At 48.9% G+C, this 26,071-nt stretch carries 21 protein-coding genes; 15 read left to right on the top strand and 6 right to left on the bottom strand.

Going from position 1 to position 26,071, the window contains the following annotated elements; all coding sequences use genetic code 11:
- The 3 genes from L0156_21205 to L0156_21215 form a co-directional block, all read left to right on the top strand.
- Positions 1–245, top strand: a 245-nt coding sequence (locus L0156_21205) for a hypothetical protein (GenBank protein MCI0605510.1), incomplete at its 5' end; no start/stop codon positions are given.
- Positions 246–392: 147 nt separating this feature from the next.
- Complete coding sequence (locus L0156_21210) at positions 393–1,529, top strand: hypothetical protein (protein MCI0605511.1); 1,137 nt, start codon at positions 393–395, stop codon at positions 1,527–1,529.
- 150 nt (positions 1,530–1,679) lie between these two features.
- Positions 1,680–2,651 (top strand): hypothetical protein, encoded by a 972-nt coding sequence (locus tag L0156_21215; protein ID MCI0605512.1) that lies wholly within the window; start codon positions 1,680–1,682, stop codon positions 2,649–2,651.
- A gap of 42 nt (positions 2,652–2,693) precedes the next feature.
- On the opposite strand, the gene L0156_21220 is transcribed toward L0156_21215, so the two are convergent.
- A complete protein-coding gene (locus tag L0156_21220) occupies positions 2,694–2,930 on the bottom strand; it encodes a protein kinase (GenBank protein ID MCI0605513.1) in 237 nt (78 codons plus the stop codon).
- A gap of 140 nt (positions 2,931–3,070) precedes the next feature.
- Between L0156_21220 and L0156_21225 the strand changes: the two genes are divergently transcribed.
- Complete coding sequence (locus L0156_21225; protein ID MCI0605514.1) at positions 3,071–4,903, top strand: sigma 54-interacting transcriptional regulator; 1,833 nt, start codon at positions 3,071–3,073, stop codon at positions 4,901–4,903.
- A 615-nt stretch (positions 4,904–5,518) separates the two neighbouring features.
- Here the strand turns inward: L0156_21225 and L0156_21230 are convergent.
- Positions 5,519–7,561: a hypothetical protein gene (locus L0156_21230; GenBank protein MCI0605515.1), complete on the bottom strand. Its 2,043-nt coding sequence runs from the start codon at positions 7,559–7,561 to the stop codon at positions 5,519–5,521.
- Between the two features lie 763 nt (positions 7,562–8,324).
- Here L0156_21230 and L0156_21235 point away from each other — a divergent pair.
- From L0156_21235 to L0156_21260, 6 genes are all read left to right on the top strand, one after another.
- Positions 8,325–8,696, top strand: coding sequence for a hypothetical protein (locus L0156_21235; protein MCI0605516.1), 372 nt, complete (start codon positions 8,325–8,327; stop codon positions 8,694–8,696).
- Between the two features lie 89 nt (positions 8,697–8,785).
- Positions 8,786–9,211 carry a DUF2231 domain-containing protein gene (locus L0156_21240; protein MCI0605517.1) on the top strand — a complete coding sequence of 142 codons (426 nt, stop codon included), beginning with the start codon at positions 8,786–8,788 and terminating at the stop codon, positions 9,209–9,211.
- Between the two features lie 214 nt (positions 9,212–9,425).
- Positions 9,426–10,370: a VWA domain-containing protein gene (locus L0156_21245; GenBank protein ID MCI0605518.1), complete on the top strand. Its 945-nt coding sequence runs from the start codon at positions 9,426–9,428 to the stop codon at positions 10,368–10,370.
- A gap of 170 nt (positions 10,371–10,540) precedes the next feature.
- A complete protein-coding gene (locus tag L0156_21250; GenBank protein MCI0605519.1) occupies positions 10,541–12,232 on the top strand; it encodes a glutamine--tRNA ligase/YqeY domain fusion protein in 1,692 nt (563 codons plus the stop codon).
- A complete protein-coding gene (locus L0156_21255; protein ID MCI0605520.1) occupies positions 12,232–13,011 on the top strand; it encodes a DNA alkylation repair protein in 780 nt (259 codons plus the stop codon). The genes L0156_21250 and L0156_21255 overlap by 1 nt, the downstream gene beginning before the upstream one ends.
- Before the next feature lie 67 nt (positions 13,012–13,078).
- A complete protein-coding gene (locus L0156_21260) occupies positions 13,079–13,477 on the top strand; it encodes a response regulator (GenBank protein ID MCI0605521.1) in 399 nt (132 codons plus the stop codon).
- 43 nt (positions 13,478–13,520) lie between these two features.
- Here L0156_21260 and L0156_21265 read toward each other — a convergent pair whose 3' ends face one another.
- Positions 13,521–13,982 (bottom strand): hypothetical protein, encoded by a 462-nt coding sequence (locus L0156_21265; GenBank protein ID MCI0605522.1) that lies wholly within the window; start codon positions 13,980–13,982, stop codon positions 13,521–13,523.
- A gap of 42 nt (positions 13,983–14,024) precedes the next feature.
- Here L0156_21265 and L0156_21270 point away from each other — a divergent pair, with 42 nt between their 5' ends.
- Positions 14,025–15,950: an NAD(P)/FAD-dependent oxidoreductase gene (locus tag L0156_21270; protein ID MCI0605523.1), complete on the top strand. Its 1,926-nt coding sequence runs from the start codon at positions 14,025–14,027 to the stop codon at positions 15,948–15,950.
- Positions 15,951–15,995: 45 nt separating this feature from the next.
- Here the strand turns inward: L0156_21270 and L0156_21275 are convergent, their stop codons facing one another.
- Together L0156_21275 and L0156_21280 are read right to left on the bottom strand one after the other, a co-directional pair.
- The gene (locus L0156_21275; GenBank protein ID MCI0605524.1) at positions 15,996–17,342 is read right to left on the bottom strand and encodes a sigma-54 dependent transcriptional regulator; all 1,347 of its coding nucleotides are present in this window, start codon (positions 17,340–17,342) and stop codon (positions 15,996–15,998) included.
- The gene (locus L0156_21280) at positions 17,317–19,995 is read right to left on the bottom strand and encodes an ATP-binding protein (protein ID MCI0605525.1); all 2,679 of its coding nucleotides are present in this window, start codon (positions 19,993–19,995) and stop codon (positions 17,317–17,319) included. The genes L0156_21275 and L0156_21280 overlap by 26 nt, the downstream gene beginning before the upstream one ends.
- 328 nt (positions 19,996–20,323) lie before the next feature.
- Between L0156_21280 and L0156_21285 the strand changes: the two genes are divergently transcribed.
- The 4 genes from L0156_21285 to L0156_21300 are packed head-to-tail and all read left to right on the top strand — an operon-like array spanning position 20,324 to position 24,455.
- Complete coding sequence (locus L0156_21285) at positions 20,324–20,941, top strand: hypothetical protein (GenBank protein MCI0605526.1); 618 nt, start codon at positions 20,324–20,326, stop codon at positions 20,939–20,941.
- On the top strand, positions 20,923–21,432 hold the full coding sequence (locus L0156_21290; GenBank protein MCI0605527.1) for a prepilin-type N-terminal cleavage/methylation domain-containing protein: 510 nt from the start codon (positions 20,923–20,925) through the stop codon (positions 21,430–21,432). The genes L0156_21285 and L0156_21290 overlap by 19 nt, the downstream gene beginning before the upstream one ends.
- 2 nt (positions 21,433–21,434) lie before the next feature.
- Entirely contained in the window at positions 21,435–22,232 is a 798-nt protein-coding gene (locus L0156_21295; GenBank protein MCI0605528.1) for a hypothetical protein, read from the top strand.
- A 3-nt stretch (positions 22,233–22,235) separates the two neighbouring features.
- Entirely contained in the window at positions 22,236–24,455 is a 2,220-nt protein-coding gene (locus tag L0156_21300) for a hypothetical protein (GenBank protein ID MCI0605529.1), read from the top strand.
- Here the strand turns inward: L0156_21300 and L0156_21305 are convergent.
- On the bottom strand, positions 24,415–26,061 hold the full coding sequence (locus tag L0156_21305) for a tetratricopeptide repeat protein (GenBank protein ID MCI0605530.1): 1,647 nt from the start codon (positions 26,059–26,061) through the stop codon (positions 24,415–24,417). The genes L0156_21300 and L0156_21305 overlap by 41 nt on opposite strands.
- Between the last annotated feature and the right edge of the window lie 10 nt (positions 26,062–26,071).

The following is a 26,071-nucleotide window of genomic DNA, read 5'->3' on the forward strand; positions in this document are numbered from 1 at the left end:
TCATCCATCGCGATATCAAACCGCCAATCTATTTAGCCGGCCGGGATGAAATTCTTTTTTACGGACAAGGGTTCGTCGATGGAAAGCTCAGGGGTGAATCTGAGTTCGTGCTGAAACTTCCATTTGCATTTCCGTTGCTTTTATTTGGCAATGCTTACGATTTTTCGCCCGATCTTTCGAAAGTAGTTTACGCAAAAGCCTCCGGCAAGGCTGATCTGTATCTGCTGAAAAAGAGAGTCGATTGAACCCATTCGTATGATGAATTTGGCAGAGAATTGTCCCGGGAAAATGGAATAGAAGTAACGTACCCGGAATGGAAGCAAAACCCGCAAGAAATTGATAGCGGCATACCGCTGTTACGAACTAGACTTCCGGCCAGGAGGTAGTTCCAAATGATGAAAAACCACAAGATCAACGATAGCCCGCCTGGTTCGTTCACAAACTCATTGGCGGCAGCAAGCATTTTGTACGTTATAATCGCCGGCGCTGTCCAGTGGTCGGAAGCTCAGCCGGCAACTGATCCCCGAAAAGCAATGATTACAACGCTTGCTGCTTCTGGACCTCATTCCTCGATCGGCGATGAAGCGCGGCTGTTCGATCGCTTCGTCGGCGCCTGGGACTGCGATTTCACCTTCTACAACGATGATGGAACCACCCGCCATTCGTCGGGCGAGATCCTGTTCGGATGGGTCCTTGATGGTCGTGTTCTGCAGGACATCTGGATCACTTACCCGAAGGACCGAACGAAGGAGAGGAGTATTGGCACATCGGTGCGCTTTTTCGATCCTAAATCCAAGATGTGGCGGGTGATTTTTGTGAACCCTAATTACGGGAGCATTACAATGCAAGGTGGAGCCGAAGGAGACAGCATTGTTCTCCGGGGTGAAGACGATGAGGGTTCGACACTGCGCTGGTCATTTAACGATATCAAAGCCGACTCCTTTGTCTGGCGAGGGGAAACGTCTCGGGACAGTGGCAAAACGTGGCGGCTCGAAGAAAAACATCTTATGCGACGACGGGCTTATTCCGTGTCGGAAAGTGACGGCCCACCTGACGCGAAGCCTGCAGGAATGGCAACAGAACTGGCGAAAAAATCGAAAAGCGCCGTCGCCTTTGAGCAGCTATCATCGCTGGTTGGAGAATGGAAGGGGGTGCAGGATGGAATTGAGATCACGCTGACCTACACTCTCACCGCGGACGGTTCCGCCCTGATGGAAGAATTTCGCCCGGCCAAGGGACCTGTCATGATCACAATGTTCTCCGTGGAGGGAAACCACTTGATTGCGACGCATTACTGCAGCGCGGGAAATCAGCCACAAATGATCACGAAGGCAATCCAAGAGCCGCAGGGTAAACCCCTGGTATTTTCTCTGCTGCGTGTGACTGGAATGCGGTCTCCGGAGGATTGGCACAACACGGGATTGGAAGTCCTGCTGGAGGATAAGGATCACCTAACGCAGAAGTGGACGTACATATATAAGGGGAAGATGGGAACAAATATCTTCCGTTTTACCAGGAAGCTGGGTTAAGGAAACAGCGAATGGATTTCTGGCAATAGCCGGTCGGCTCGCTTTAGTTAAAAATCTCTTCAGAAGTTAGGAACCTTCCTTGTGGAAAATTTATACAATTCCTTTGGATTCGCGGTTGCTAATCTCTGTTGATCGGAGGATTAAATTCGCATGAAGATCATTCTGAAAAATCTGCATTATCGTCAGCGCGCAGCACGATCCGGCAAACTTCTGACTTCTGGTTCTTTAATTGTCTTGCTCCTCTCCATGCAGCCTTCAATAGCCCAGAACCAGATGGATATGAATCAATTGGTTGATATTTCTACGCCTCATGTCAAGGCGCAGGGAGCGGCAGTAGAAAATATTAGAAAAGGAAAAGAGATTCTTCAACAAGCGCTCGACCGGCTCGGATTTGAAAAGTGGAAAGGCCATTCGACGCTTGAAATTGAAGCGATTGACATCTGGGCCAAGAAGAATCGATGGTGGCCGACTGCGGAACAAAGCTTCAAAGGACAGTACTTGCTGGGCACATTCACATCCAGGATGGAGTTATTGGATGGAGACTGGAAAGACCAGATCCTCGGAGTACAATCCTGGCAGGGTTACAAGAAACAGGATTTGAATTCTCCGTTGGCAAAATCCAGTGACCCTTTATTGATGTTCTATCTTCCCTCTCTACAGTATTTCAATGAGCTTCCCTTCCGACTCGCGTCTGCCCAGTTTGTTACTTATGCGGGAGAAGGAAAGCAGAAGGGCAAAACGTATGATCTCGTTTATTCAACATGGGGTAGTCTGGACGCGAACCGGGATTATGATCAGTTTGTTCTGTGGATCGATCGCGAGACCAGCCTGGTCACCATGTGTCATTACACTGTCCGTCAGGCATTTCCGGCTGCTGCGGGAACGATCTACTACGACTCGTACAAAACGCTTCAAGGCGTGACCATCCCGTTCAAACACTTTGTACTTTTGGAATGGCCTGGCGAGATTCGATTTCCATTGGAACAAAATTTTTTTCATCGTGTTGAAATCCGCCAGGCTAAATTTAACGCTGTTCCAGAAGGAACATTATTGCCTTTGAGTGGACTCCCCGAGCCGCGGGATTGGAAGCCGAACGTCCCCATTAGTTGGGAAGCTAAATAAGGATCGTAGCTGTACTGATTTATCAGGCTTCGCAGGCACTTTTCAATCTCCAAAGTCCAGGATCTTCACACGACCATCATTGATGACAAACAGATTCTCAGGTTTCAGGTCACGATGGATGATTCCTTTGTCGTGCGCGGCCGCCAGGCCTTTTGCGATTTTCAACGAATAATCGATGACTTTGCTCTGGGGAAGAGGTGATCCAAGTTTCTCGAGCAGGTTTACCCGATCCCGCCCGCTCCCAATGGAGCAACGACCGACTTTTGCTCCAGTTTGCATTGCCCATGGTGGGTACCGCTCCTTAATTTCAAACAGCGCGTTCCACTATGGCAGCCCGACCCAGATGTATCGTAGGCTCGGAAACGACCGTCGCGTATCAATCTTTGCGATGTGACTGACTTTGGGAAATAATGGAGCGGATGAATCCTTTCTTGCTTTGCATGTTTGGCCCGATCAAAGGCAGCCGGATTGAGCTTCCGAACGAACCGATTGTGCTGGGGCGGGAGCGAAGCAATGCTGTTTATATCGGCGATTTGCTCCTTTCGCGGAAACATTGTTCGATTGAGAAACAAGATAACAGTTATGTCGTTCGCGATTTGCAGAGCCGGAATGGTGTATTTGTTAACGGGATTCCGATTCATGAACGTACCCTGAATCATGGTGATCGAATCGAAATCGGCACCTCCACTTTTCTCTTTCTACTAAACGAGGATTCAACATTTCCCGATTTTCCCGTTGTCGATGATTCACTTGAAGCCGGTTCAACTCAGGCCTTGCGAATTGAGGACTCTGTCTACCTTGGAGACACCCCTTCTTTCGCAACAAAATCTGCGAAAGTACTCACCCGTATCAGCCATGTCCTTACCGGCGCAACTGACGTCGTTGCTTTTTGCGAAAAATTATTCGATCTGCTTCTGGAATTCATACCATATGAAAACGTTTCAATCCTGGAAACAAAGGGGACAAGAATTTCTGCTTCCCGCTTCACAAAGCAGCAAGTTCAAAAATTCAGCGAAAGTCTCAGCCAAAAAGTAATCCATGAAAAGGTTGCCATTCTCGCTTCTAATTTTGCGCTTCCGGAATCTCTTTCTGGAAGTCAGATTCAATCTGTAATCTGCGTTCCGTTTATCTGGCTAGAGTCTGTTGTCTGTCTGCTATATATGGATACGACTAACGCCGTTGGATTTACAGAGGATCATTTGCAGATCGCTTCTGCTGTTGCCGCTCTGACCTCTCCGGTTTTACATCATCTTCGTGAGACGGAGGACCTGCGGCTTCAAAACCAACAACTGAATGAGAGGTTAGTGGTGAGCGGTCCGATCGTCGGAGAGAGCGAAGCGGTGCGCAAAGTTCTGCAGCTGATCTCCCGAATCGCGCCGGTGGATACTACCGTTTTGATTTATGGTGAAAGCGGAACGGGAAAAGAGCTCGCGGCCAGAGCCATTCATGCAGCCGGTGCTCGGCGCAACGGTCCGTTGATCTCAATCAGTTGTGCTGCGATTCCGGAATCCTTATTGGAAAGTGAATTGTTTGGTTTTGAAAAAGGAGCTTTTACCGGCGCATTCCAACAGAAGAAGGGGAAGATCGAATCCGCAGATGGTGGAACTCTTTTTCTGGATGAAATCGGCGAGCTTGCTCCCGCCTTACAAGCAAAACTGCTTCGGGTCCTTCAAGAGCGTGAGTTCGAACGTGTAGGTGGAACGCGCGCGGTAACTGTAGACATACGAGTCATTGCGGCTACAAATCAGAATTTGGAGAAAATGATCGAAGAGGGCAAGTTCCGAAGAGATCTTTATTATCGCCTTAAAGTTGTCACGCTTACGATGCCCCCTTTGCGTGAGCTTTCTGAAGACGTTTTGCTGCTGTCGCATTATTTTGTCTCCCGGTTTACGAAGAAAATCGGACGCCGGATTCTCGGTATCTCTCCGGAAGTCAAGGAATGTTTGCTGCGATACGATTGGCCGGGCAATGTTCGCGAACTGCAAAATGCCATCGAACGAGCCATCGCTTTGGGCACTTCGGAATGGATCCAGTTGGAAGACCTCCCGGAAGCCCTGCTGGAAAGGCGATCCCTATCACAACAAGGTCCCCTCTCCTATCAGGATGCGCTGTTGCAGTTCAAACGGGATCTAGTGCTGAAGGCTTTTGAGGGAACGAAAGGAAACTATAACGAAGCCGCATCGCGTCTCGGGATTCATCCGAATTATCTCTATCGTTTGGTAAAAAATCTCAATTTGAGAGATGAGATTTAAGAAGCAGGATGGGCAAAAAGTTTCGCCTTATCCCGGTCGCTGTTAAATTTTCTCTTGTGAAAGCTGTTTAATTTAAAAGCTTGATCAAAAGTTGCTTCGGCTTCTTGCGCTGCCGCCTTCGATGATGGTCCGCATGAGGACTGAGCGCGGAGCAAAAATAACTTTCCTCGATACGTTGCACATAGGCATTTGTCGAATATTCTTTTACGGTCCAGATCTGTTTCCCATTGCATCCGTGGTTTCGATGAACCTTCACGCTGATGTCCCGTGGATGGCGCATCATTGACAGTACCGCAAATTCAACCTTACTGGATTTTGGATCGCTGTCGAATGATGTTTACTGGGACAGGGCGGAACGGAAGTTGTATTCCTAGCGAAAGCTGAAAAACTCAATCGTTATGTCGCCATAAAATTTTTGCAAGGAATATCCGGAAGTAGCGGTTCGATCGCGGTTTGGATCGCCAAGCAATGCAAGAAGGGCGCGCTCTGCGCCACCAGAGCGCAACAGAAATGTGCACGGATCTGCAGTGCTTGAATCACTTTTCTTGGAGTCTTCCCCGATAAGGTTAACCCATCCTTATCGGGGAAGTGAACTTTCTTACCTTGTCGGAACATTCATCGGACGACCGGGGCTGATGATGCCGGGAGGAGGGCGAAGACTTTCCTGAAGCTCTGCCAGCCAGTGCCCACTTCCTTTGGGCCTTCCCATGCGCCGGGCGTCTCAAGGCCTACCCCGGTCATATAGCCGTTATGCTTGTACCAGCGAAGCTTGCCATCGTTTTGGATAACCAGAATGACGCCATCGCCAGCCGGCACGATCTGCTGGAAGCCGTTCCAGCCGCGCCCCACTTCCTTCGGACCCTCCCATGCGCCGGGTGTCTCCAGTCCCGCCCCGCTCAGATAGCCGTTATGTTTGTACCAACGCAGCTTACCGTCTTGCGTTATCGCGTAGATGATTCCGCCGCCGCCGGAAAACACCTGCTGGAAGCCGTTCCAGCCGCGTCCGACTTCCTTGGTGCTTCCCCACGCGCCAGGCGTCTCCAGGCCAGCGCCGGTCATGTAGCCGTTATGCTTGTGCCAGAGCAACTTGCCCTCTTGCGTGATCGCGTAGATGATTCCCTCGCCGCCGGAAAAAATCTTAGTGAATGTCCATCCGTGACCCACTTCAGCCGGTGCTTTCCAATTAATAGTGCCGTCGTTAAATCCCGTATGCTGATACCACATCAACTTGCCGTCCTCAGTGAGCGCGTAAAGGCTATTGCCGCCGGCAGGAATTACATCTTTGAAATTCCAGCCGTTGCCAACTTTTTTCGGCCCCTGCCATGCGGACTCGCCGCTATCCTTCCGATACCAAACCAGATCGCCGTCATTCTTGATCGCGTATACCCACATCGGCTGGTAATTCGCTGGCGTCGTCTCAAACGTACCGATGAACTGTTGGGGTCCCTCTGCGATCTCTTCCGCAACTGCCACAACAGGTGGCTCGACTGCCTCGATGCTGAAATAGACCTTGTACGACGAACCATCGCCACTCAGCAGCGGCGATTCCAGATTCCACTCGACGTCTCCCTGCTTTTGTCTCGCCACGCGCGCGAGAGTCACCATCTGCTTGGCCGTGATGACAACGGACTTCGTATCAATGTTGTCGTCCTTCGTGTCTAAAGCCTCGTGTATCTCGCCCACCACGTCGTCTCCGATTACGGTCCAAACTTTATCCGCTATCACAGCCAACGCTGGGCCAACGTATGGAACCTTCTCGGCGGCCACGACGAGTCCTCCGGCCGCTTTGTCAGCCAACGCCTTGACAACACCCCGGTATTCATCGGGATCACTAAAGTCATGTTCAAACAGAGTGGTGGAAAGGGACATTCCATAGGGCAAACCACGGTAGAACTCGATGTTATCTGCGCGTGAATCGCCAGCATCAACCCTTGTATAAATATCCGTCCGCGGAGCAGAAGTCTGTACGGTTGCTTTGCCGTCCTGAATGATTGGGGGCGGTACCACCCCGAAGATCACGTACGGTTCATCGGATTCCGAAAGTTGATCATTATCAGTTTCACCAAAACAATAGAGACCTTTATAACGCACCACGATGTTAGACAACTCGAATGCGCCGGTATCGCGCCACCAATAAATCGTCCCGCCTTCGAAGTTTGTGACCCGACCATCTTCAGTGAACGTCTGTTCGTCCGAAGTTGGCCATCCCAGTCGACTGGCCGAACCGCCAAGCTGCCTGTATTTCTCGTGAATATAGCCGTAGACAAAGAAGGCCTTCTTATCAGTAGGACGGTAATAAATCCTTCCGCCGCCGACATACTCCCGGTAGTAACCGTCCCGGATTACCATTAGACCGCTTTCCCCGGGAACACTCTGTTGCCCCGGAGCACCTCCAAGTTCATCCCACTTGAGCTTGATTCGATCTTCAGCGGCCCTACGGCTTGCAGTGGTTTGGAGGGCATCTCGTAAAGTCCCCGGAATTTCGCCCCCAGGGCCTTGCTGAGCAATCCCCCTTCCCACGAAGGCAGAAAGCAACACAATAAGTGTAAGCACAAAATTTCGCACGCTTGTTTTCGTTTCTTGTCTTATCTTTAGCTCACGCGAAGCTGCTTGTTGAGCTTGGATAAATAAATTTGCCTTTCCTGATTTCACATCCATCGCTTTTCTTCTCCTTATTCCATGTGCAGATCGAGTTAGAGCAAGCGTTGTGCCATGCTCATAAAATCGATTTCAGTCTCGAGTGAGATAAAAAGAGAGGCCAGCTAAGGTGGGCGGAATCTTAACCGAAAAGCGGAAGATTCATCTGTTGGTGAAAACCGTAGTGCTGTTTTACCAAAGAGAAAAGATGCTCATGCAGCTTAATATCTTGATTCACATTCTCTCAAGAGATTCCGGTTCCGGATAATGATATTGCAAGATTCTCCAACGACCGGCTACTAAATCCACCTGAACCCTGAATGAAATCCTCTTTACCATTCACTTTGACATGAAACAGTCCATGGCAGACGCTGATATTTGAGACTCGGCTTTGATCGATGTGCCGCTGCCAGCAGCGGGCGCCTTTGCAGTGACGACCTGAGCCTTCGCCTTCTTTTCTTCCGTTACCTTCGTTTCAGCGAACTTGAGCCTGTGCGTACAAATTTGCGTTTCCTTTTTTCACTTCCATTCGATTCCTCCATCACTGTCATTCGGAAAACGCGCTGAGTGATAGCCGTGCCAATGCGTCAGAAAATATTTCCAACCTCTATTGGAGCGGCAGAAGGGCGGCCGAAGATGGATCCGGGATGCCTTTACAAATTTGCCAAACGGCAAATTGTTTTGCGTAATAGCCAAGAAAATCGGAGCCGCAGTTTCTCTCACAGCATGTGATTTTCTATCTGGCAATCCTTTTGCTATTGCCGGTGCGGGGAGACTAATTAACATGACAAACAATTCATTTGTTCGATTTACCCGTCACCTAAAAAATCCCACCGAAGCATTCAAAGTGGGAATTGCGGATCCCACTTTTGCAGAGGAAGGTCCAGGTGTGAAGTACCGGGGCGAAGTAAACGTGGAGTATGTAAGCGAAGAAAAGCGAAATGAAAAGGATTGCCTGAAGTATCGAATCGATGGAGCCGGACTGGAAAACCGTGGAGGTTTTTTGTGGGTCAATAAGGCGGAAGGGCATTTCGAAGATGTCGAGATTGCGCTTCCCGATAATCCAAACTGGAGCAGTTTTAAATTTCTGCTGATGAAGATTGAACCGATGACCGCGGATCAATGGGTGAAGTTTCGTACCGATCATTTTAAGTAGGGGCGACCCTTGTGGTCGCCCTGAGCGGGCAGGCACAAGGCCTGCCCCTACCGGTTTTTAGACCTATATTGCCAGGTATAGGAGGATTTATGGCTGCGAGAGCAAAGATCGGGAAACATCCCGTACACCCCATGATTGTTCCGCTTACCATTGGATTGTGGATTTTTACATTTGTATGTGACCTGCTTTATTTCTTCGGGGAGAATGCGGTCTGGGACCAGATTGCCTTCTACACGATGGCGGGGGGTATTGTGGGAGCGTCGCTCGCCGCGATCCCCGGTTTTATTGATCTGATCTCCATGAAAGACCCGAAAATCAAGCAGATCGGATTGTTTCACATGATGATCAATCTTGGCGCAGTTATCCTGTTTGTCTTCAACCTCTGGCTGAGATACACAAGCCCTGCGGGTGTGCTGCTTCCCGTCGTACTTTCGTTCATCGGTGTCTGCGCGATTGGTATTTCAGGCTGGCTGGGTGGTGAAATGGTCTATGTCTATTGTCGGTGTCGAACCTGAAAAGGGTGTGGTGGATCTGGAGGAAGATCTAAGACGACATATGTCGCATAACATTGCGGAAACCAACGCCAGCCGGGAAGCTCAGAGACATAATTAAACAAAGTGGCGCGGACGTCACGTCCGCGTCCGCCGGCGAGACTCCCGCGCTACTTTGCTAAAACAACCTCTCCCAAACCCTTGCTAATTTTGCGGCTGAAATCTACATTTTTACCCTATGAAACGATTCTTGCTGCCTGTCTTCCTTCTCCTATACGCAATCACAATTGAAACCGCGGAAATTCAGGAAACACTTGTTGTAGATCTGGTCGATTTGTACTTCACCGCAACCGATCAGAAAGGACATTTCATCACTGACCTGAAACAAGATGAAATCACAGTTATGGAAGATGGAGTTTCACAAAAGATCCAGCGTTTCGGCGCATTTGCGGGTGAACGGAATGAAATCCCACTCATTCTAGCACTGGTTGTGGACAACAGTGCCAGCATGGACTCCAAGGTAGAACAGGTCCGAAAACTGGATCTTGCTCGCGATGCGGGTCTGACTTTGCTGGAAGAGCTCGGACCACTGGACCGTGTGAAACTCGTGCAGTTCAGCGATATCTTGAAATCCACGGAACTAACATCGAGCAAAGAGACGATTCGCGATGAATTGAAAAAAATGCAACCCCGCTGGTGGCAGACAGCCATGTTCGATGCGGTTGCTACGACAATCACCGATCTAAATGGGCACTCTGGCCGTAAGATTCTGCTTCTTTCTTCCGATGGTCAGGACAACATGAGCAAAACAAAACTGGAAGAAGTTGTTGAAATGGCTTCACGAACCCCCGATCTTACGGTGATTGTCCTGGGAACGGTTGCGAATGCGCCCGTCGTTGGAATGCGCGGAAAGGTGAAAAACTTGCCCGCCATACCGATGTTTCGTGGAAGGGAGATACTCCAATCTCTTGCCGAGAAAACCGCCGGGTACGCTTTCTTTCCAAAAAATCTAAAAGAATCAGAAAAAGTGAGTGAACTGCTTCGGAGTTTCGTGCGCAGTCAATATTATCTTGCTTACCGGTCGACCAACCAGAAACTGGACGGCTCTTTTCGAAAGATCAAGATCCAGTGCAAGCGAAAAGGAATCCATTTGCGCTATCGCACCGGCTATTATGCCAGCTAAAAACTGAGTTACAATGTGGCGCGGACTTTAAAAGGAAGTTGATACGTGTCCCTCCCCCTTATGAAGGGGGAGGCTAGGAGGGGGTTGGAATGAAGATTTTTTTCCAACCTCCCCCCATCCCCCTCCTCTATAAGGCGGGAGAGTCGATGGTCCATTCGCATGAGGGATGAATGACAGAGCAGGTTGGAACTAAATCCGATTTTATTCGGGAAATCATAGACGAAGACAATCAAACGGGAAGGTTTCAGGGAAGAGTGCAAACGAGATTTCCTCCCGAACCGAATGGATATCTTCATATAGGGCATGCTAAATCGATCTGTTTGAATTTTGGAATCGCCCGCGATTACAACGGCCTCTGCAATCTGCGTTTCGATGACACAAATCCCACCAAAGAAAGCCAGGAGTACATCGATTCGATAAAAAAGGATGTGCGATGGATCGGCTTCGATTGGGATGATCGTGAATTTTACGCCTCCGATTATTTTGAACAGCTGTATCAGTGGACTGTTCAACTGATTCAGATGGGAAAGGCATATGTGTGCGATCTTACCGCGGACGAAATCCGGGAATATCGAGGAACGTTAACCGAGCCCGGAAGAGAATCTCCTTATCGAAATCGCTCCATCGAAGAAAATCTGGATTTGTTTGAACGGATGAAGAAGGGTGAATTCCCAAACGGTTTGCGGACGCTGCGTGCAAAGATTGATATGGCTTCGCCGAATCTCAACCTGCGGGATCCGGTTTGTTATCGAATCCTTCACGCGCACCATCCGCGTACAGGAAATCAGTGGTGCATCTATCCTATGTATGACTGGGCGCACGGACAATCCGACTCCATTGAAGGAATCACGCATTCCATCTGCACGCTGGAGTTCGAGGATCACAGGCCGTTGTATGACTGGTTTCTTGATCAGCTGAAGATTCATCATCCCCGGCAGATTGAGTTTGCGCGATTGAACCTGACCTACACTGTGTTGAGTAAAAGAAGATTGCTGCAGTTGGTCAACAACGGAGTTGTTTGCGGATGGAACGATCCCCGTATGCCGACTCTGTCAGGAATACGGCGCCGCGGTTACACTCCCGAAGCGATCCGGACGTTTTGTGACCGGATTGGCGTGACCAAAGCGGATAGCGTTGTGGAGATTTCACTGCTGGAATATTTTCTGCGCGAAGATTTAAACAAACGGGCCGCGCGAGTGATGGGAGTTCTGCGGCCACTCAAAGTGGTCCTTGAGAATTATCCGGAAGGGGAGATGGAAGAGTTGGATTGCATCAACAATCCGGAAGATGCTGCGATGGGCTCCCGCAAAGTGCCTTTTTCACGCGAACTCTACATTGAACAGGAGGATTTTCGCGCAGATCCGCCAAAACAATTTTACCGGTTGGCGCCTGGCCGCGAAGTGCGGTTGCGATACGCTTATTTCATCACCTGTAAGGAGATTGTTAAGGATCCGGCTACGGGAAATATTGTGGAACTGCATTGCACTTACGATCCGGCAACAAAAGGAGGTGATGCACCTGACGGTCGCAAGGTCAAATCCACACTCCACTGGGTTTCCGCTGCTCATTCCATTCCAGCAGAAGTACGGCTCTATGATCACCTGTTTACCAAAGCTGATCCTGATGATGTGGGCGAAGGACAGGATTATCTATCCAATCTGAATCCTAATTCGCTCGAAGTGCTGAAAGATTGCCGCCTGGAACCGAGCCTCCGGACGGCTGTATCCGGTAATTCTTTTCAGTTTGAGCGCATGGGATATTTTTGTCTGGATCCTGAGAGCACAGAAGATCGGTTGATTTTCAATCGAACGGTCACGCTCCGGGATACCTGGGCAAAAATCGAAAAGCAAATAAAAAAGTGATTTTGAACAGAAGCCCGCAAAGGTCGCGAAGAGAAAAAAAATCTCTATCTTTGCGTCCTTTGCGATCTTCTGTTCAAAAAAAGCTGGACGAGATCAAACGAAAACTGCGGGAACTTGCAAATCCTGAACGCGCAAAAGTTTCTCTCCGCTACTTCAAAACAGGCCCTGGCGGATATGGCGCCGGGGACCTTTTTCTGGGCAACACCGTTCCGGATCTGAGAAAACTTGCCGGTCAATATCGCGATCTTAACAAGAAAGACATACTGGAATTGCTTCATTCTCCCATTCATGAAGAACGTGTTCTTGCCCTGCTCATCTTGAATCTTCAATTCAAATCCGGTGCCGAACCAAAGCGTAAAGAAATCCACCGGCTGTATTTGAACAACATGAAGTCAATCAACAGCTGGGATCTCGTAGATTGTTCAGCGCCTCTCCTGATCGGAGGTTATTTGCTGAAGAAGGATACAAAAATCCTGGACAAGTTGGCTGCATCAAACAATCTCTGGGAAAGACGAACTGCAATCATCGCAACTCTGGCCTTTATCAAACAAAACGAATATGGCGTGACTCTGCGCATCGCTACACGGTTGTTGAAGGACAAAGAGGATCTGATCCATAAAGGATCCGGATGGATGCTCCGTGAAGTCGGCAACCGGGCCCCTGAAGTTTTAGAAGCCTTTCTTGATAAACATGCAGCGATTATGCCACGGACGATGCTGCGCTACGCAATCGAGAAGTTCAATGAACCAAAAAGAAAGGCGTATCTATTAAAGCGATAGTAAACAAAGTAGCGCGGACGTCTCGTCTGCGGTTGCGCAGGCACGACGCCCGCGCTACTTTTCTAATATGTCCCTGAATGGTCTCAGAGTTCTGGTTGTTGAAGATGAGTTTTTGATCCTGGAACTTTTCGAATTCACGCTGAAACTGAACCAGGCGGAAGTTCGAACAGCCAGAAGTGTAAACGAAGCGTTGAGCGTGATGGAATCCTGGCTTCCCGAGATAGTCATTACAGATATCGGTCTTCCGGAACAGGACGGATATGCTTTCATCAGCACTCTGCGCATGCAACCACAGACTCAATCGATTCCTGTAATTGCTCTGAGCGGATACGTCTCCCTCAATCAGGAAGGACCGCACAATGATGCATTACTCATCAAGCTAGCAAAACCGGTCGATCCTGATCATCTGATCAGAATTCTTGCAGAGAAATCCAGAGAGATCCGTGGAGCCGGCAGCAATTTGTAACGCCGGCATCTTGCCGGCACGCTCTGCCAACTGGAAGCTGGCGTTACAAACCGCTGATCATCCCATCCATAACATTCTTCAGTGTGAAGTAGATGATTCCCTTTCGATCCTCTCTCACAGCCTCCTCCGCTTCCATTACATTTGTAAGAACGGCCTCATGAAGGAACGGCTGGGGATAATCGTGAACTGCTTGAAGCATCGAATTGGGATCATTCGCTAGCCTTTCATAAAGCAGATCATCCATTCTTTCGAGTTGCTTCATGGTCAACTTTTTCATCTTTGGAAAGTTCAAGCGAATTAATTGCCAGGTGAGCAAAACCATCGTGATCAATAAATCGTATTCTTCTTCATTCAGTTCTTCCCGCTCAGCAACTGCGGCAATGTAGACAAGCAAAGGTTCCTGTTTTTTCTGAAACGTCCTCATGAATTTCTGGATATCCGCTTCCGTGAAAGTCTCAAATGATTCCAGTGCGTTCTCGATTTGCTCTTGTGTGATCTGCTTCATCTTGGAATGATACCATTTCAAGGTATTCTACTCAGATCAAAAATGTCTGAATCGAACGATAGACAATTGGGCATGATGCGCCGCATCACCAGGCGTGATTTTCTCAATGGTGTGGCCCGCGCAACCGCCGCATCTATCACACTGCCATTCTGGCTTCCCGAGCTGCATGCAGACGCAGGAGATTATCCACCGGCTTTGACCGGAATGCGTGGAAGCAACGATGGTTCTTTCGAAGTTGCACATCAGTTGCGGGATGGGAATCTCTGGAGCCATTACGGCGAGCCGGAAGATACGAAGGAAACATACGATCTTGTCATTGTGGGAGCAGGAGTTAGCGGATTGTCCGCCGCTCATTTCTTTCTAAAGGAAGCAGGGACAAAAGCCCGCGTTCTCCTTTTGGATAACCACGATGATTTTGGAGGCCACGCGCGGCGTCAGGAGTTTACTGCCGGAAAATCATTCCTTTTGACGTATGGGGGAAGCTATGCAATCGAAAGTCCGGCCCCGTACAGCAAAACTTCAAAAGCACTGATTGAAGAACTGGGGATCGATGTACAGAGTTTTGCCAATCACTTTGTTCGGAATTCTTACTCGTCACTAGGCCTGAGCGCGCGCTTCTTTTTTGACCGGGCGTCTTTCGGAATCGATCGTCTCGTTCCGGATCCTTTTGAGCCGGATTATCTGGGCGCTGCTGAAGTTGCGAAAGACGCATGGCCTTCCTTTTTACAACAGACGCCTATGTCTGAATTGGTGAAAAAAGACTTACAGCGGTTGTACAGTGACGCAACGGATTACATGCCGGGACTTAGCTCTGTTGAGAAAAAAGGAAAACTTGCCCGCATCAGTTATGCGCAGTACTTGACCGATTTCGTGAAATGTGACCCTGGCATATTTCCCTTTTTCCAGGCGCGGCCGCATTCCCTGTACGGGGCGGGGATCGACATTCTGCCAGCGCAAGACGCGTGGGGATTTTCGTATCCCGGTTTCCAGGGACTGAATCTGGATCCTGAACCGGGCATCGGCATGAATCGCGATTCCATCCCCAACGAAGAAGCGCAAAGATATTTTTATCATTTTCCGGATGGAAACGCTTCTATTGCACGCTTGCTCGTTCGTAAATTAATTCCGGAAGCAATTCCAGGCAAAACCGCAAATGACATCGTGATGGCAAGGGCGCGTTATAACAAGCTCGACCTGGAAAACAACACATCTCGAATCCGTCTTTCCAGCACCGTTGTCCACGTCAAGCAGACAGATGAAAATGAAATAGAAGTGATTTATGTGCGAAAGGGAAAACTGCAAAAGATTCGCGCATCAAAATGCGTGCTTGCTTGCTGGCATACAGTAATTCCTTATATATGTCCCGAATTTTCGCGGGAGCAAAAAACTGCGCTTGCTTATGCGATCAAAGTACCACTGAGTTATACACGCGTAGCCGTTCGAAATTGGCAACCCTGGGTGAAACTCCGAGTGCAATCCATTTACGCACCGGGCAGTTATTTTTCGCACACGCATCTTGCGATGCCGCTTCAGTTTGATGGATACAAAACCACCAGTAATCCTGACGAACCTATGGTAATCGGAATGTTTCGAGCTCCGTGTAGACCGGGACTTCCTTTAAAGCACCAGCACAGGCTTGGCAGAACTGAACTTCTGGAAACGGACTTTACAACTTTCGAACGCAATATCAGAGAACAGCTCACCGCAATGCTGGGTCCAGGTGGATTCGATCCTGCGAAGGACATCACCGGAATCGCCGTTCACCGGTGGCCGCATGGATACGCTTATCAGTACAACTCGCTTTTTGATCCTTTCTGGTTACAGGGTAAGGAGGGTCCCTGTGTTTTAGCGCGAAAACCCTGCGGGCGAATCGCAATAGCGAACAGCGACGCAGGCGCTTATTCCTACCTTGATTGTGCAATCGATCAGGCACATCGCGCAGTGCAAGAAATTCTGGCGATGAAGTAGCGCGGACGTCTCGTCTGCGCAGCTCTCGCAGGCGAGACGCCCGCGCTACTTTCGGGCGATGTTATAGCGTTTGAGCCAGTAATAAAGCGTGCGCAGACTGATTCCCAGCTCCGCTGCAGCCCGCGTTTTGTTCCATTGATGAAGTTCCAGGGCCTCGCGAAGCGCGCGTTCTTCCAATGTCTGGAGATCCACTTCCACATTGGCTATCCTATCAACGGATGACACTTGCTGGTCATGCCTCTGCACCTCCAGAGGCATGTGAATCGGAAGAATACGGTCCGTTGCAAGCAATATGGCGCGTTCTAAAACGTTTCTGAGCTGCCGGATATTTCCCGGCCACTGATAACGGATCAGCATCTCCATGCATTCGTGTGAGACGTCCACAACTTTCTTGTCATGTTTCTGGTTAAACGTGTTTCTAAAAAATTCCACAAGCTCCGGAATGTCCTGAGGGTGATCTCGCAGCGGTGGAATCTCGATCGTAAAAACATTAATGCGGTAATACAGATCGCTGCGGAAGGCTCCCCTCCGGATCATTTCCTGTAGATTGGAATTGGTCGCAATGATCAAACGAAAATCGGCCAGGAGAGAGGAATTCGCGCCGAGCCTTTCGAACTGGCCCGTTTCCAGAACGCGCAGCAATTTCGATTGAAGAGCAATATTCATATTTCCGATCTCATCCAGAAAGAGGGTGCCACCTTTCGCCACTTCCAGTTTACCGATCTTGCGCGTGGACGCTCCGGTAAAAGCTCCTTTTTCGTAACCGAAAAACTCGCTTTCCATGAGCGTTTCCGGCAGAACACCACAATCAATGGTAACGAAAGGTTTGTCGCTTCGAGGACTCAGCAAGTACAGTTGCTCGGCCACCATCTGTTTTCCGGTGCCGCTTTCCCCCTGAATCAGCACGCGCACATCGCGGCCGGCAATACTGTGGATCGTTTCATTCAGTCTTTGCATGATCTCACTTCTGCCAAATACATAGTGAGTGCTGTCCGACAGGCTCCGGCTGTTGAGGACTTCGCGCTTTAAACGAACATGCTCCAGCGCACGGCTGACAACAATCCTCAATTCTTCATGGTTCACGGGCTTAACAAGATAATCCACTGCGCCAACCTTCATGGCTTGCACTGCGCTTTTGACGGAATCCACTCCCGTTAGAATTACCACAGGAAGGAACGGTTCAATTAGCAAAAGTTTTTCCAGAGTGTCTAAACCATCCAGCTCCGGCATCCGTAAATCAAGAATCACAATATCGGGAGTGGTCTTTTGCAGAATTTGCAGCGCAGCTCGTCCCGATTCTGCCTCCAGAAAATGATTCTCCTGATCCCTTAGTATCTGCTTGAGGCTCCAGCGGATGTCCTCTTCATCATCTACGATCAAGATAGAAGGCATCCTTTTCCCCAATCTTGAAGTACACGTAAAAGTGCGTGCCGATCCCCTCTTTGCTCCAGCACCGCATAAAACCACCCTGCTCTTCCAGAATGCGTTTTGCAAAAGAGAGACCGAGTCCTTTTCCAGCGGCTTTCGTCGTGAAAAAAGGAGTAAAAATTTTTTCCATAACGATGGACGACATTCCTCCGCCCGTGTCGGATACAACCATTAAAAGATATTTTCGTGAGATTCCCCCTTCCAATTCTTCCTGTAAATCCGTTGTTATTTGCAATTGTCCTTTGAATTTCATGGCCTGAAGAGCATTGTTGATCAAGTTGATCAGCACCTCCCGGATCTGCACAACATTTCCGCGGATTAGAGGCGGTTCCGGTAGGGGTTGGAAGTGGAATTTTACCTCTTCATTTTGTGGAGATTCGCGGAACATGGGCAAGGTTTTTTCAATCAGTTCATTCAAGTTGAGCCACGTAAAGGCGGATTCATCCATCGAAACATAGTTCAACGTATCCGAAATCAAATTGCGAATCCGTTCTACGTTCTTTTCCATTCGCTGTCCGATGTCCCGCAAATCTTTGCGATCCAGATCATCCATCGACAGGAGTTTTACTCCCGTTTCGAGCAGCATCACGGGGTTTTTTAGCTGGTGGATCATGCCGGCAACGAATTCACCGAGTGAAGTCAGCCGGTCCTTCCGGAAATTCTCAAGATCGCGGCGATGGCTCTCCGTAACGTCGCGTACAAGAATCGTCATGTCGTTCGATCCATGGGAAAACGTATGCGTGCTGTAAAGCCAGTACCTTTTGATCGCTGAAGAACTGCCAGGACCTTCCCAGACAAATTCCCTTTCATACGAATCGCGAATCGCATCCAGTTTCAGATCCGGAAAAATCAATGAGATATCCTGATTCAATAAATCCTTTTGATTCAGGTTTGCAATCTTCAGGAAATACTTATTTGCAAAACGAATTTGTCCCTGTGAATCCAGAGTAATCACGCCAACAGGGAGCTCACTCAGGATTCGTTCTACGATTCGCGGAGAAACAGGAGTTGAGATCACCAATTCACGCTGATTTGGGATTTCACCTGAGGATCCGGCTGCATTTAAAATTTCAATAAAACCAGATTCCAGCAGGTGCTGTAATGCTGCTAGAACTTCCACTTCACGGGCGGGAGCAAGATTGACGAGTGCCTTCACGTTGCGGATCCCATTAATGCGATTCAACAGAAACACTTCCATCGCTTGATGGGCAGCTTTCCATTTCGGCCGTGATCTTAGCAACGGGATGTCTTGAGCCCTCAGAACATGCGAATAGAACCAGGACTTGTATCGCTGTTCAGCATCTTCGAGCAAAGGAAGGGTCAAATGAAGATCACAATCCGGTTCCTTCACCAATCGGTATAACAAACGAACGGCTTTTTCATAGTCGCCGGAGACCAGCATCCTCCGCACTCTTTCTAGCGATTGTTCGAGTACAGCTTTTTCCAGCGAATGTTCAGAAGCGTCAGGCGCCGGATCGAAACGGATCAACCCTTTCTCATAAAACGGATAGAGGTAGGAAAGGAGCTCCCATTCACTTGTATGGGTTTCATATAAGATGTCTTCCACAGTATGACTTCCGGTGAGCATCCAGCGAACGGTCTCTGCGGAAGCCGCCGAATCTCCGATGTAGAGCTGATCCCAGGAAGCGACCGCTTGCACAATCATCCGTAAATGCGGAACGACTTTGCGGATCTTGTGCCACATTTCCGCTTTTACTTCTCCCTCCATGATCAAACCAATGAGTGGAACATTGACCATGTGAAAGATGTATGGAGGAACCAGATTCTGATAGAAATTATAGACTCCGGTTTTTTGCAGAAACAGGTTCGTTACTGTTTCGGTGATTTTCTTGATCAGAATTTCGCTGATGGTGGCTTCATCCGAAATGCCTTCTTGAATAATGAGTTTGCCCAGAAAAACCCGTTCCTGTTCCTGTTTTACGATTAACTCTAGAAGCCTGTTTTCATCCAGAATTCCATTTCGCAACAAAAACTGGCCCAGGTACATTCGCGGATCGGAGGAACCTGCGGACAAGATCTCGCCATTCAAGAAAAATATGCTTGTATTCACCAATCCCGACTGAACTTCCAGCGTTCCTGTGAGCTGCGAAAAGCTCGGGAACTGCAGGAGATCCGGCATGAATACATTTTCCAGATTCCCGGAAAAGGACCAGGAGCCCTGTTCCTTGGCAGTCGAATCGGGAAATTGAGGGAGATCCAGCAAAGTTTTCCTGCGCTGAATTTGCTTCAAGTTCTGTTCGATGATCTGTTGCAACCGGACCGGCTCGATCGGTTTGGATACGAGATCGGCCGCTCCGCCCTTAATAGCTGCGACAGCTTCATCAATAGTGGTATGTCCGGAAAGTAACACGATCGCGGAACCAGAGTGGGAGACAGATTTCAACGAAGAAAGAGTTTCGATTCCCGACTCGTCCACCAATTCCTTTGCCAGGAGAATTAAGTCAGGCTGGAATCGTCCGACTTCTTCACGACCGCTCGCAATGGAATCGGTTCCTTGAACAAGATAGTGTTCTGTCAGGAATTCGGTAAGGGCATTGCGCAACGAACTACTGCTCTCAATGATGAGGATTTTGCCCCGTTCCGGTAGTTCAGTCATCCCTCCACGCATAAGAGGAGGCATGGGCTGCAATTCTTATACCCCTCCCTCTGGATCTCACCGCAGAGTACGCTGAGAACGCAACGTTAAAAACAATTCTTAAATTCTCTCTGCGATCTCTGCGGTCTCTGCGGTGAAATATTCAGACACCCGTCCTTAGTTTATTGCAAATTGCAGATCGATTGCAAAAATTACTGCAACTTTTGCAAAGTTTCATCACAGAATCACGGAGTAAAGTAGCGCGGACGTCTCGTCTGCGGCTGCTCGCGGGCGGGACGCCCGCGCTACTTCAGATAAAAGCCTGGTACGGAAGTTGCCATTGCTAAAGATGCGAAGACACAAAATGGTCAGTGAGAGTGGGGAGTATAAGGGATTTTCTCTTTTAGAGACGCTCGTTATTGTGGCGGTTCTTGGGGTCATGGTAGCGGGCGGAGTCCCCACTTTTTATCGATTGCTTCAGAAATATCGCCTAGAAGGCGAGGCTAGACAAATTCTAGGTACAGTGGCTCTCACACGGTTGAGAGCCACTTCCTCTAACTTTACCTATTCGTTTCAATACAATCGTTCCACTGATTCCTACTTAGCCGCCGGCACAGAGCCGTCCGCTCCCGATGGAAACTGGTATTCGGCTTACTGCGATCTGAACGGAAATGGCGTTCAAGATACGGATTCGTTAAGCCGTACTGCAGTCACTCTACAGTACGGCAAATTCATTACAACCGGGCTGTTTTCCAATCTGCCAAGCGGCGCCGATCCCGATGATGTGCCTTCCGATCAAGTCACGATGATATTTGGTCGCAATGGAACGCTGGTAAACACTCCGCAGGAAGAGAGATGTATTGTTTTGCAAAATGAGCAGGGAATGAGGAGGGCCATTTGTGTGGAACAAGGTGGAATCATCGGACTGCATAACGGCGATGAAGGAACATGGGTACAGGTTCAATAAAAATAAAAGAATCCAAGCTCCGCAGGCGGGACGCTCGCGCTACAGCTGGATTTACGCTCATTGAGCTTCTGGTCGCAGTTCTAATTCTTGCGGTCGGCGCGCTTGCGCTGGCGCAGCTATTTGCATCAAGCGTCTGGGTGAATGCGCGGACAAAGGATGACACGGAAATTTACACGGTAGCAGAACAGGTACTTGAGGACCTTTACGATTCGCGCTACGCAAACTTGCCGGTTGGAGGAGACTTAAACACAGCACAGTCCGGGTATTCCATTGCAAGTGCTCAACTGGAAAGTTCGGTGATCGTTTCCGATCCAACTCAATTTCATCCGAATGCCGTTGTCTATAGCGTTTTCTGGAAAATTACAGACGCCGGATCGATCGCAGGAGTTCCACTAAAAGAAATCGCTGTTCGCGTCGTCAGCAAACGTTTGCAAATGGGCGCTAAGGGACGGGAAACCATCGTTCGCACGCAAATTGCGAGCTTGTTTTAAGCATGCAATATCAAAGCGGTTATACCCTTGTCGAGGTTTTGGTGCTGATTGTTCTTGGATTGATGGTGATTGTCGGGTTGTATCAGATTCTTGATCAGCACGCAAAGGTTCATAAGGCGCAACAGGAAATCACCGTAATGAATCATCAGGTTCGCGCTGCCATGGAAACCGTTGTTCGAACAATTCGATCCGCCGGCAGCAACAAACCTGCATTGGAGCGCGTGCCGCGTGTCTACATCGCAGAAGAAAACCGCATCCGGTTGATTTCGGATTTGCCACAGGATTTTCATGACCCTGCAGATCTGGATGGCGACGGTTTCACTTGCGACGATACCGATGGCGATACTTTCAGCATCACCGACTGTGATGCTTCCGGTACAGCGGGCGATGGAAACAATGAAAACGAAAATGCCGACGGATTGTTGAACGACGAGTACGAAGATGTTGCTTTTTTTCTGGATAACAACCAGCTAATTTTGAGGCAATTCAGCGATGATCCCGGGTTGGAAACCGCGCCGTCCGGGAATTTTTTCAGACCACCGATTTCCATTACTCCCGATCCTCCCGCACTATCTGATAACGTGCTTGCGCAAGATGTTCTGGAGTTATCGTTCCGGTATTTCGTTGATTCGAATACCGAACTCACAATGTCAGGATCACCTTCGGCCGTGGCTGATTCCGATCTGCACAACATAAAACTTGTACAAATAAAAATGATTGGCCGCACGCGGAATCGCGATCTTTCGGGTGGAAGATTTCATACGATCGAATTGACAAGCAATGTGGAATTGCGGAACTAATTCATGAAAACTTTTGACAAGCAAAAAGGCGTGGCGTTGATTCTAGCGCTCTTTTTTCTGCTGATACTTTCGGTCCTGGGGCTCTCTTTGATCACGAATACGCAGATGGAACAAGCAGCGAGCAACAGCTATTCAGAAACTGTACGCGCCACTTATGCAGCGCAAGCCGGAATCGAACGTTTTCGAACGTATCTTTTATATGACTACAAATGGGATCCCCAATCCTGGGGAAATGGTCTCCTCTATGTTCCCAAAGGCACGGCCGGTGCTTTACCCGGAACGGGCATTGGCGAAACAGATCATGATTACTTTGATCTGAGCAATGGCGGAGCGATCTCCGCGCCAGGCGAAGTTCCCTATGACGTCCTGGACACAGTTCCGGAAAGCGAAAACCCCTCGCTATTCCCGGAGATAACCGACCCCACTTATATGCCGCCTGCTGGCTATCAGATTATGTTGCGCAACATCGGCTCTCCGGGAGCATTTAGTTTCAATGAAATTTGTGTGATCTCCATCGGCTATACCGGCACAAGAAAAAACTTGTTTATGGACTACGCCAAAGGAGTGAATATTCTCGAAAACTGTTTTAACGGTGAAGACATCTCAATTTGGAACAACATCATTTTTGGAGAAGAAACAACAAATAGCGGTGGCGGAAATGTGTCAGCTCATGGAAATATCCACGTGCTGGGTGTAGGAATCTCCGATCCGGATGATGTTAGCTACGTAACCAAAGCGGATGTCTACAATTGCTACGATGACGGAAGCTGCGGAGGCCAGGGAGAATTAACGGCAGCAGGACTGAACATCTATCTGAACGGGCCACAAGCAGCACGCGAAACTCTCGGCGCAAAATTGCGCGTGCGAAACGGCACCGTGGACCTGACAACTGGAAATGCCTGGGTTGGACCAGGAGGCAGCGCTCCATTTGAAGGAGCCTTCGTGTGCGAAGACTGCGGCAATTTCGGATACGAAGGTAGCAGCAGGGATAAAGTAAACGCGCTCGAATATGCCGGTTACGATATCCCCGCGGAACTTTTTAGTCTCGTGCGTCTTCCGCGCGTAGAAGATCCGTATGAAGATCCGGTATCCGGCATCGTCTATCCCAATTACTCAACCTATCTTCTGGGAAACGATGCAACTGCGGATCCCGGGATCCTAGGATTAAAATTGGCCACGGCGCTTGGCAGCAACAATACGACGACTTTCGATTCCGGACTTGCCGGACAGATCTGGACTGCAAAAAACACGATCTTTTCGCAAAATGCAGACTCTGGCACTTCAGCATCACAGAAACAATTAGATCCTGTGGATGAAGCAGATCCTTTATTCAGTCCTATCCTTGGATCAGGCAAAACATTTGCCATTGTTGCTTCTGATTCAACGGAAGGAGTTTTTGTCGTTTACAAGGAAGTGGCCCCCTTCACACAAGGCGGAGTGGACTATAGACGTCAGGTGCATGGAATGGTTTTCGCAGCAGCTGGAGCGGATATGAACGCCGTTTCGTTGAACGTGGATCTGGATGGAAGTGACCTGGATGGCAATGGTGACTATTCCAATACGTTGCCTGTAAATGAATCCAATGAGCTGATTCGAAAAGTGATTAATTCTCTGTGGCTGGCATCTCAAAAAGTTTGCGGTCCACTCTCCGCCTGTTACACACATGCTGACGCCGAAAGGACGGAATTTCATGACACGTTGAACTGGGACGCTCTCAGCGATGGCACAAAAACCGGCAAGCTCAAAACGACGGGACACATCCTGAACGGATATGGCGTCATTCAAGTCACGGATATCGCCAGCTTGGACGATGTGACCTACAACGGACGATTTACTCTCTTTATGGATGATTCCGATGGCGCCGGAGCCGCAGGGGATATCGGTTTCGCCGATGAAATTGTTTCAGTTCCTGCGTATACAAAGAGCTCGACATGGTACGCATTTCCCTGTCAAATCAATATGGGTATCCTGGCGCGAAATCAAATCACGCAAGGGCCTTCGCCGCATTCTCATCGAGTCGGTTCGTTTTACGCAGGTGAGATAACAGATGTATCGAAGCAGTTGAGAATTCTTGGAGCAATGGTCACCGCCGATTGGAATTTTGCTGCCGGCGGCAATCCGGATTTCCATCAGGCAATGGAGATCTCCCGTTGTTTGCCTCCGTACATGATCGGTGGTGAGGTCATTCCGTTGTTGAAGTCGGTCGGTTTTGTAGAAAGGTAAGCCTTTCACGCAGATCCTTCCTTGAAGGATTCAGTTTTATCGCATCTTTAAGAATAGGTATTGCTTCGTCGTAGTAACCAAGCTTCACGCATGCATCGGTCATCATGGAGACAAGCTGCATCGATTCCCGGCGGTGCGGATAAGCTTCCCGGAAATAGGACAACGCCTGCTCCAGTCTTCCCTGTGAGTAACGGATCATTCCTAATCCAGTCTTCGAATCGATTAGATCAGGATCCAGGAGCAAACCCTTGCTAAAGGCATCCTCAGCAGCATGTAGATTTCCTTTGCGCAAATAGCAAATTCCCAGACCGCTGTAAGTCTGTGGAATAGAACGATTCAATCGCGTGACAAACGCGTATTCCTGAATCGCAAGATCGTACACACCTTCCTGGATGTACGCGCCTGCCAGATTCAAATGCGGACGAATCTTGCGTGGTGATTTCGTTGTCGCGTCATACCATAAAGAAAGTTCACTGTTCCAAATCTTATTCCTTTGAAATGTAGCAAATGAATAAAAAATGATCAGCACGCAAACGGCGATTTTGGCGACAGGATTCCTGGTTACCGTTTCAAAAGCAAGATACGAAATCAGAACGCAAAAGCCGAACAAACTGATGTACGCGCGGTGTTCGGCCATGAAATCAGCGAGCGGTATCAGAGAGGAAGATGACAGCAGATTCAGAAAAAACCAGGTGCCCCAAAAACACAGGATCGGCTGCGTTTTCCTGAATCTCCAAAGCCAGAACACAACGAAGGCGAGCATGACCAGCGCCGTCCAGAAAGCGGGATCCATAAGATTCGTTGCCTGAACGTCGCGGTCAATGTTCAAAGAAACCGGCCAGAGAGCGAGATACAAGTATCGAAACCACACTATGATTTCGGTAGTAACCCAGGTGAAGAAGGGATGCGGAAATTTCTCAGCAGAGTAAGAATAAACATAAATTCGCAACGCGCCGCCTAACAACACAAACGCCAGCGTGCCCAGGTGAAACATCCTGTGTTTTCGAACAGAGTCTTTGCCAAAAAAGAGCGCATTGTAAAGAAGGGCCGCCAGAGGGATCAGCGCGCCGTCTTCTTTCGTGAGAAGAGCGCAAAGTAAGAAAAGGGAAAAAAATAGCAGCGATGACAACTTCCCTTTTCTGAAATAAGAATCGATAAAAAGCAGGGCCGCAAAATAGAAAACCGCACAAAGCAAAATCGTGCGGCTGGAGATATAGGTTACGGCTTCCGTAGTCAAGGGATGAACGGCTATCAACAACACAGCAGCAGCCACAAAAAGGTGATTGCGAGACTCTCTTTGAAGAAGGAAATAAAACAGAACCACAGCCAGAAAATGACAGAGGAGATTAAACGCGTGATAGGTGAATGGGTCTGATCTCCCAATCTTGTAATTTCCTGCAAAAGTGGCGATCAGAAGCGGGCGAAACGGTTCTGAGGAAAAAATCCCGGACCAATTGGTGAGGTCCCGCAAAGAGAAATTGAAGCGGATTACTCTGAGATCATCGAAGTGAAACGGAACAGAAAAACTATTGGAGTAAGCGAGCAGACAGAAGCCCGCCAGAATGGACAGAACTATCGTGGTCCTTTTCCCTTTTCCCTCGCCCACCAGGAATTAT

Source organism: bacterium, assembly GCA_022616075.1.
Lineage (GTDB): Bacteria > Acidobacteriota > HRBIN11 > JAKEFK01 > JAKEFK01 > JAKEFK01.

Coding starts and splice junctions, on each gene's coding strand:
- L0156_21210 (MCI0605511.1), top strand. CDS start 393: ATGATGAAAAACCACAAGATCAACGATAGCCCGCCTGGTTCGTTCACA.
- L0156_21215 (MCI0605512.1), top strand. CDS start 1,680: ATGAAGATCATTCTGAAAAATCTGCATTATCGTCAGCGCGCAGCACGA.
- L0156_21220 (MCI0605513.1), bottom strand. CDS start 2,930: ATGCAAACTGGAGCAAAAGTCGGTCGTTGCTCCATTGGGAGCGGGCGG.
- L0156_21225 (MCI0605514.1), top strand. CDS start 3,071: ATGAATCCTTTCTTGCTTTGCATGTTTGGCCCGATCAAAGGCAGCCGG.
- L0156_21230 (MCI0605515.1), bottom strand. CDS start 7,561: ATGGATGTGAAATCAGGAAAGGCAAATTTATTTATCCAAGCTCAACAA.
- L0156_21235 (MCI0605516.1), top strand. CDS start 8,325: ATGACAAACAATTCATTTGTTCGATTTACCCGTCACCTAAAAAATCCC.
- L0156_21240 (MCI0605517.1), top strand. CDS start 8,786: ATGGCTGCGAGAGCAAAGATCGGGAAACATCCCGTACACCCCATGATT.
- L0156_21245 (MCI0605518.1), top strand. CDS start 9,426: ATGAAACGATTCTTGCTGCCTGTCTTCCTTCTCCTATACGCAATCACA.
- L0156_21250 (MCI0605519.1), top strand. CDS start 10,541: ATGACAGAGCAGGTTGGAACTAAATCCGATTTTATTCGGGAAATCATA.
- L0156_21260 (MCI0605521.1), top strand. CDS start 13,079: ATGTCCCTGAATGGTCTCAGAGTTCTGGTTGTTGAAGATGAGTTTTTG.
- L0156_21265 (MCI0605522.1), bottom strand. CDS start 13,982: ATGAAGCAGATCACACAAGAGCAAATCGAGAACGCACTGGAATCATTT.
- L0156_21270 (MCI0605523.1), top strand. CDS start 14,025: ATGTCTGAATCGAACGATAGACAATTGGGCATGATGCGCCGCATCACC.
- L0156_21275 (MCI0605524.1), bottom strand. CDS start 17,342: ATGCCTTCTATCTTGATCGTAGATGATGAAGAGGACATCCGCTGGAGC.
- L0156_21280 (MCI0605525.1), bottom strand. CDS start 19,995: ATGACTGAACTACCGGAACGGGGCAAAATCCTCATCATTGAGAGCAGT.
- L0156_21285 (MCI0605526.1), top strand. CDS start 20,324: ATGCGAAGACACAAAATGGTCAGTGAGAGTGGGGAGTATAAGGGATTT.
- L0156_21290 (MCI0605527.1), top strand. CDS start 20,923: ATGGGTACAGGTTCAATAAAAATAAAAGAATCCAAGCTCCGCAGGCGG.
- L0156_21295 (MCI0605528.1), top strand. CDS start 21,435: ATGCAATATCAAAGCGGTTATACCCTTGTCGAGGTTTTGGTGCTGATT.
- L0156_21300 (MCI0605529.1), top strand. CDS start 22,236: ATGAAAACTTTTGACAAGCAAAAAGGCGTGGCGTTGATTCTAGCGCTC.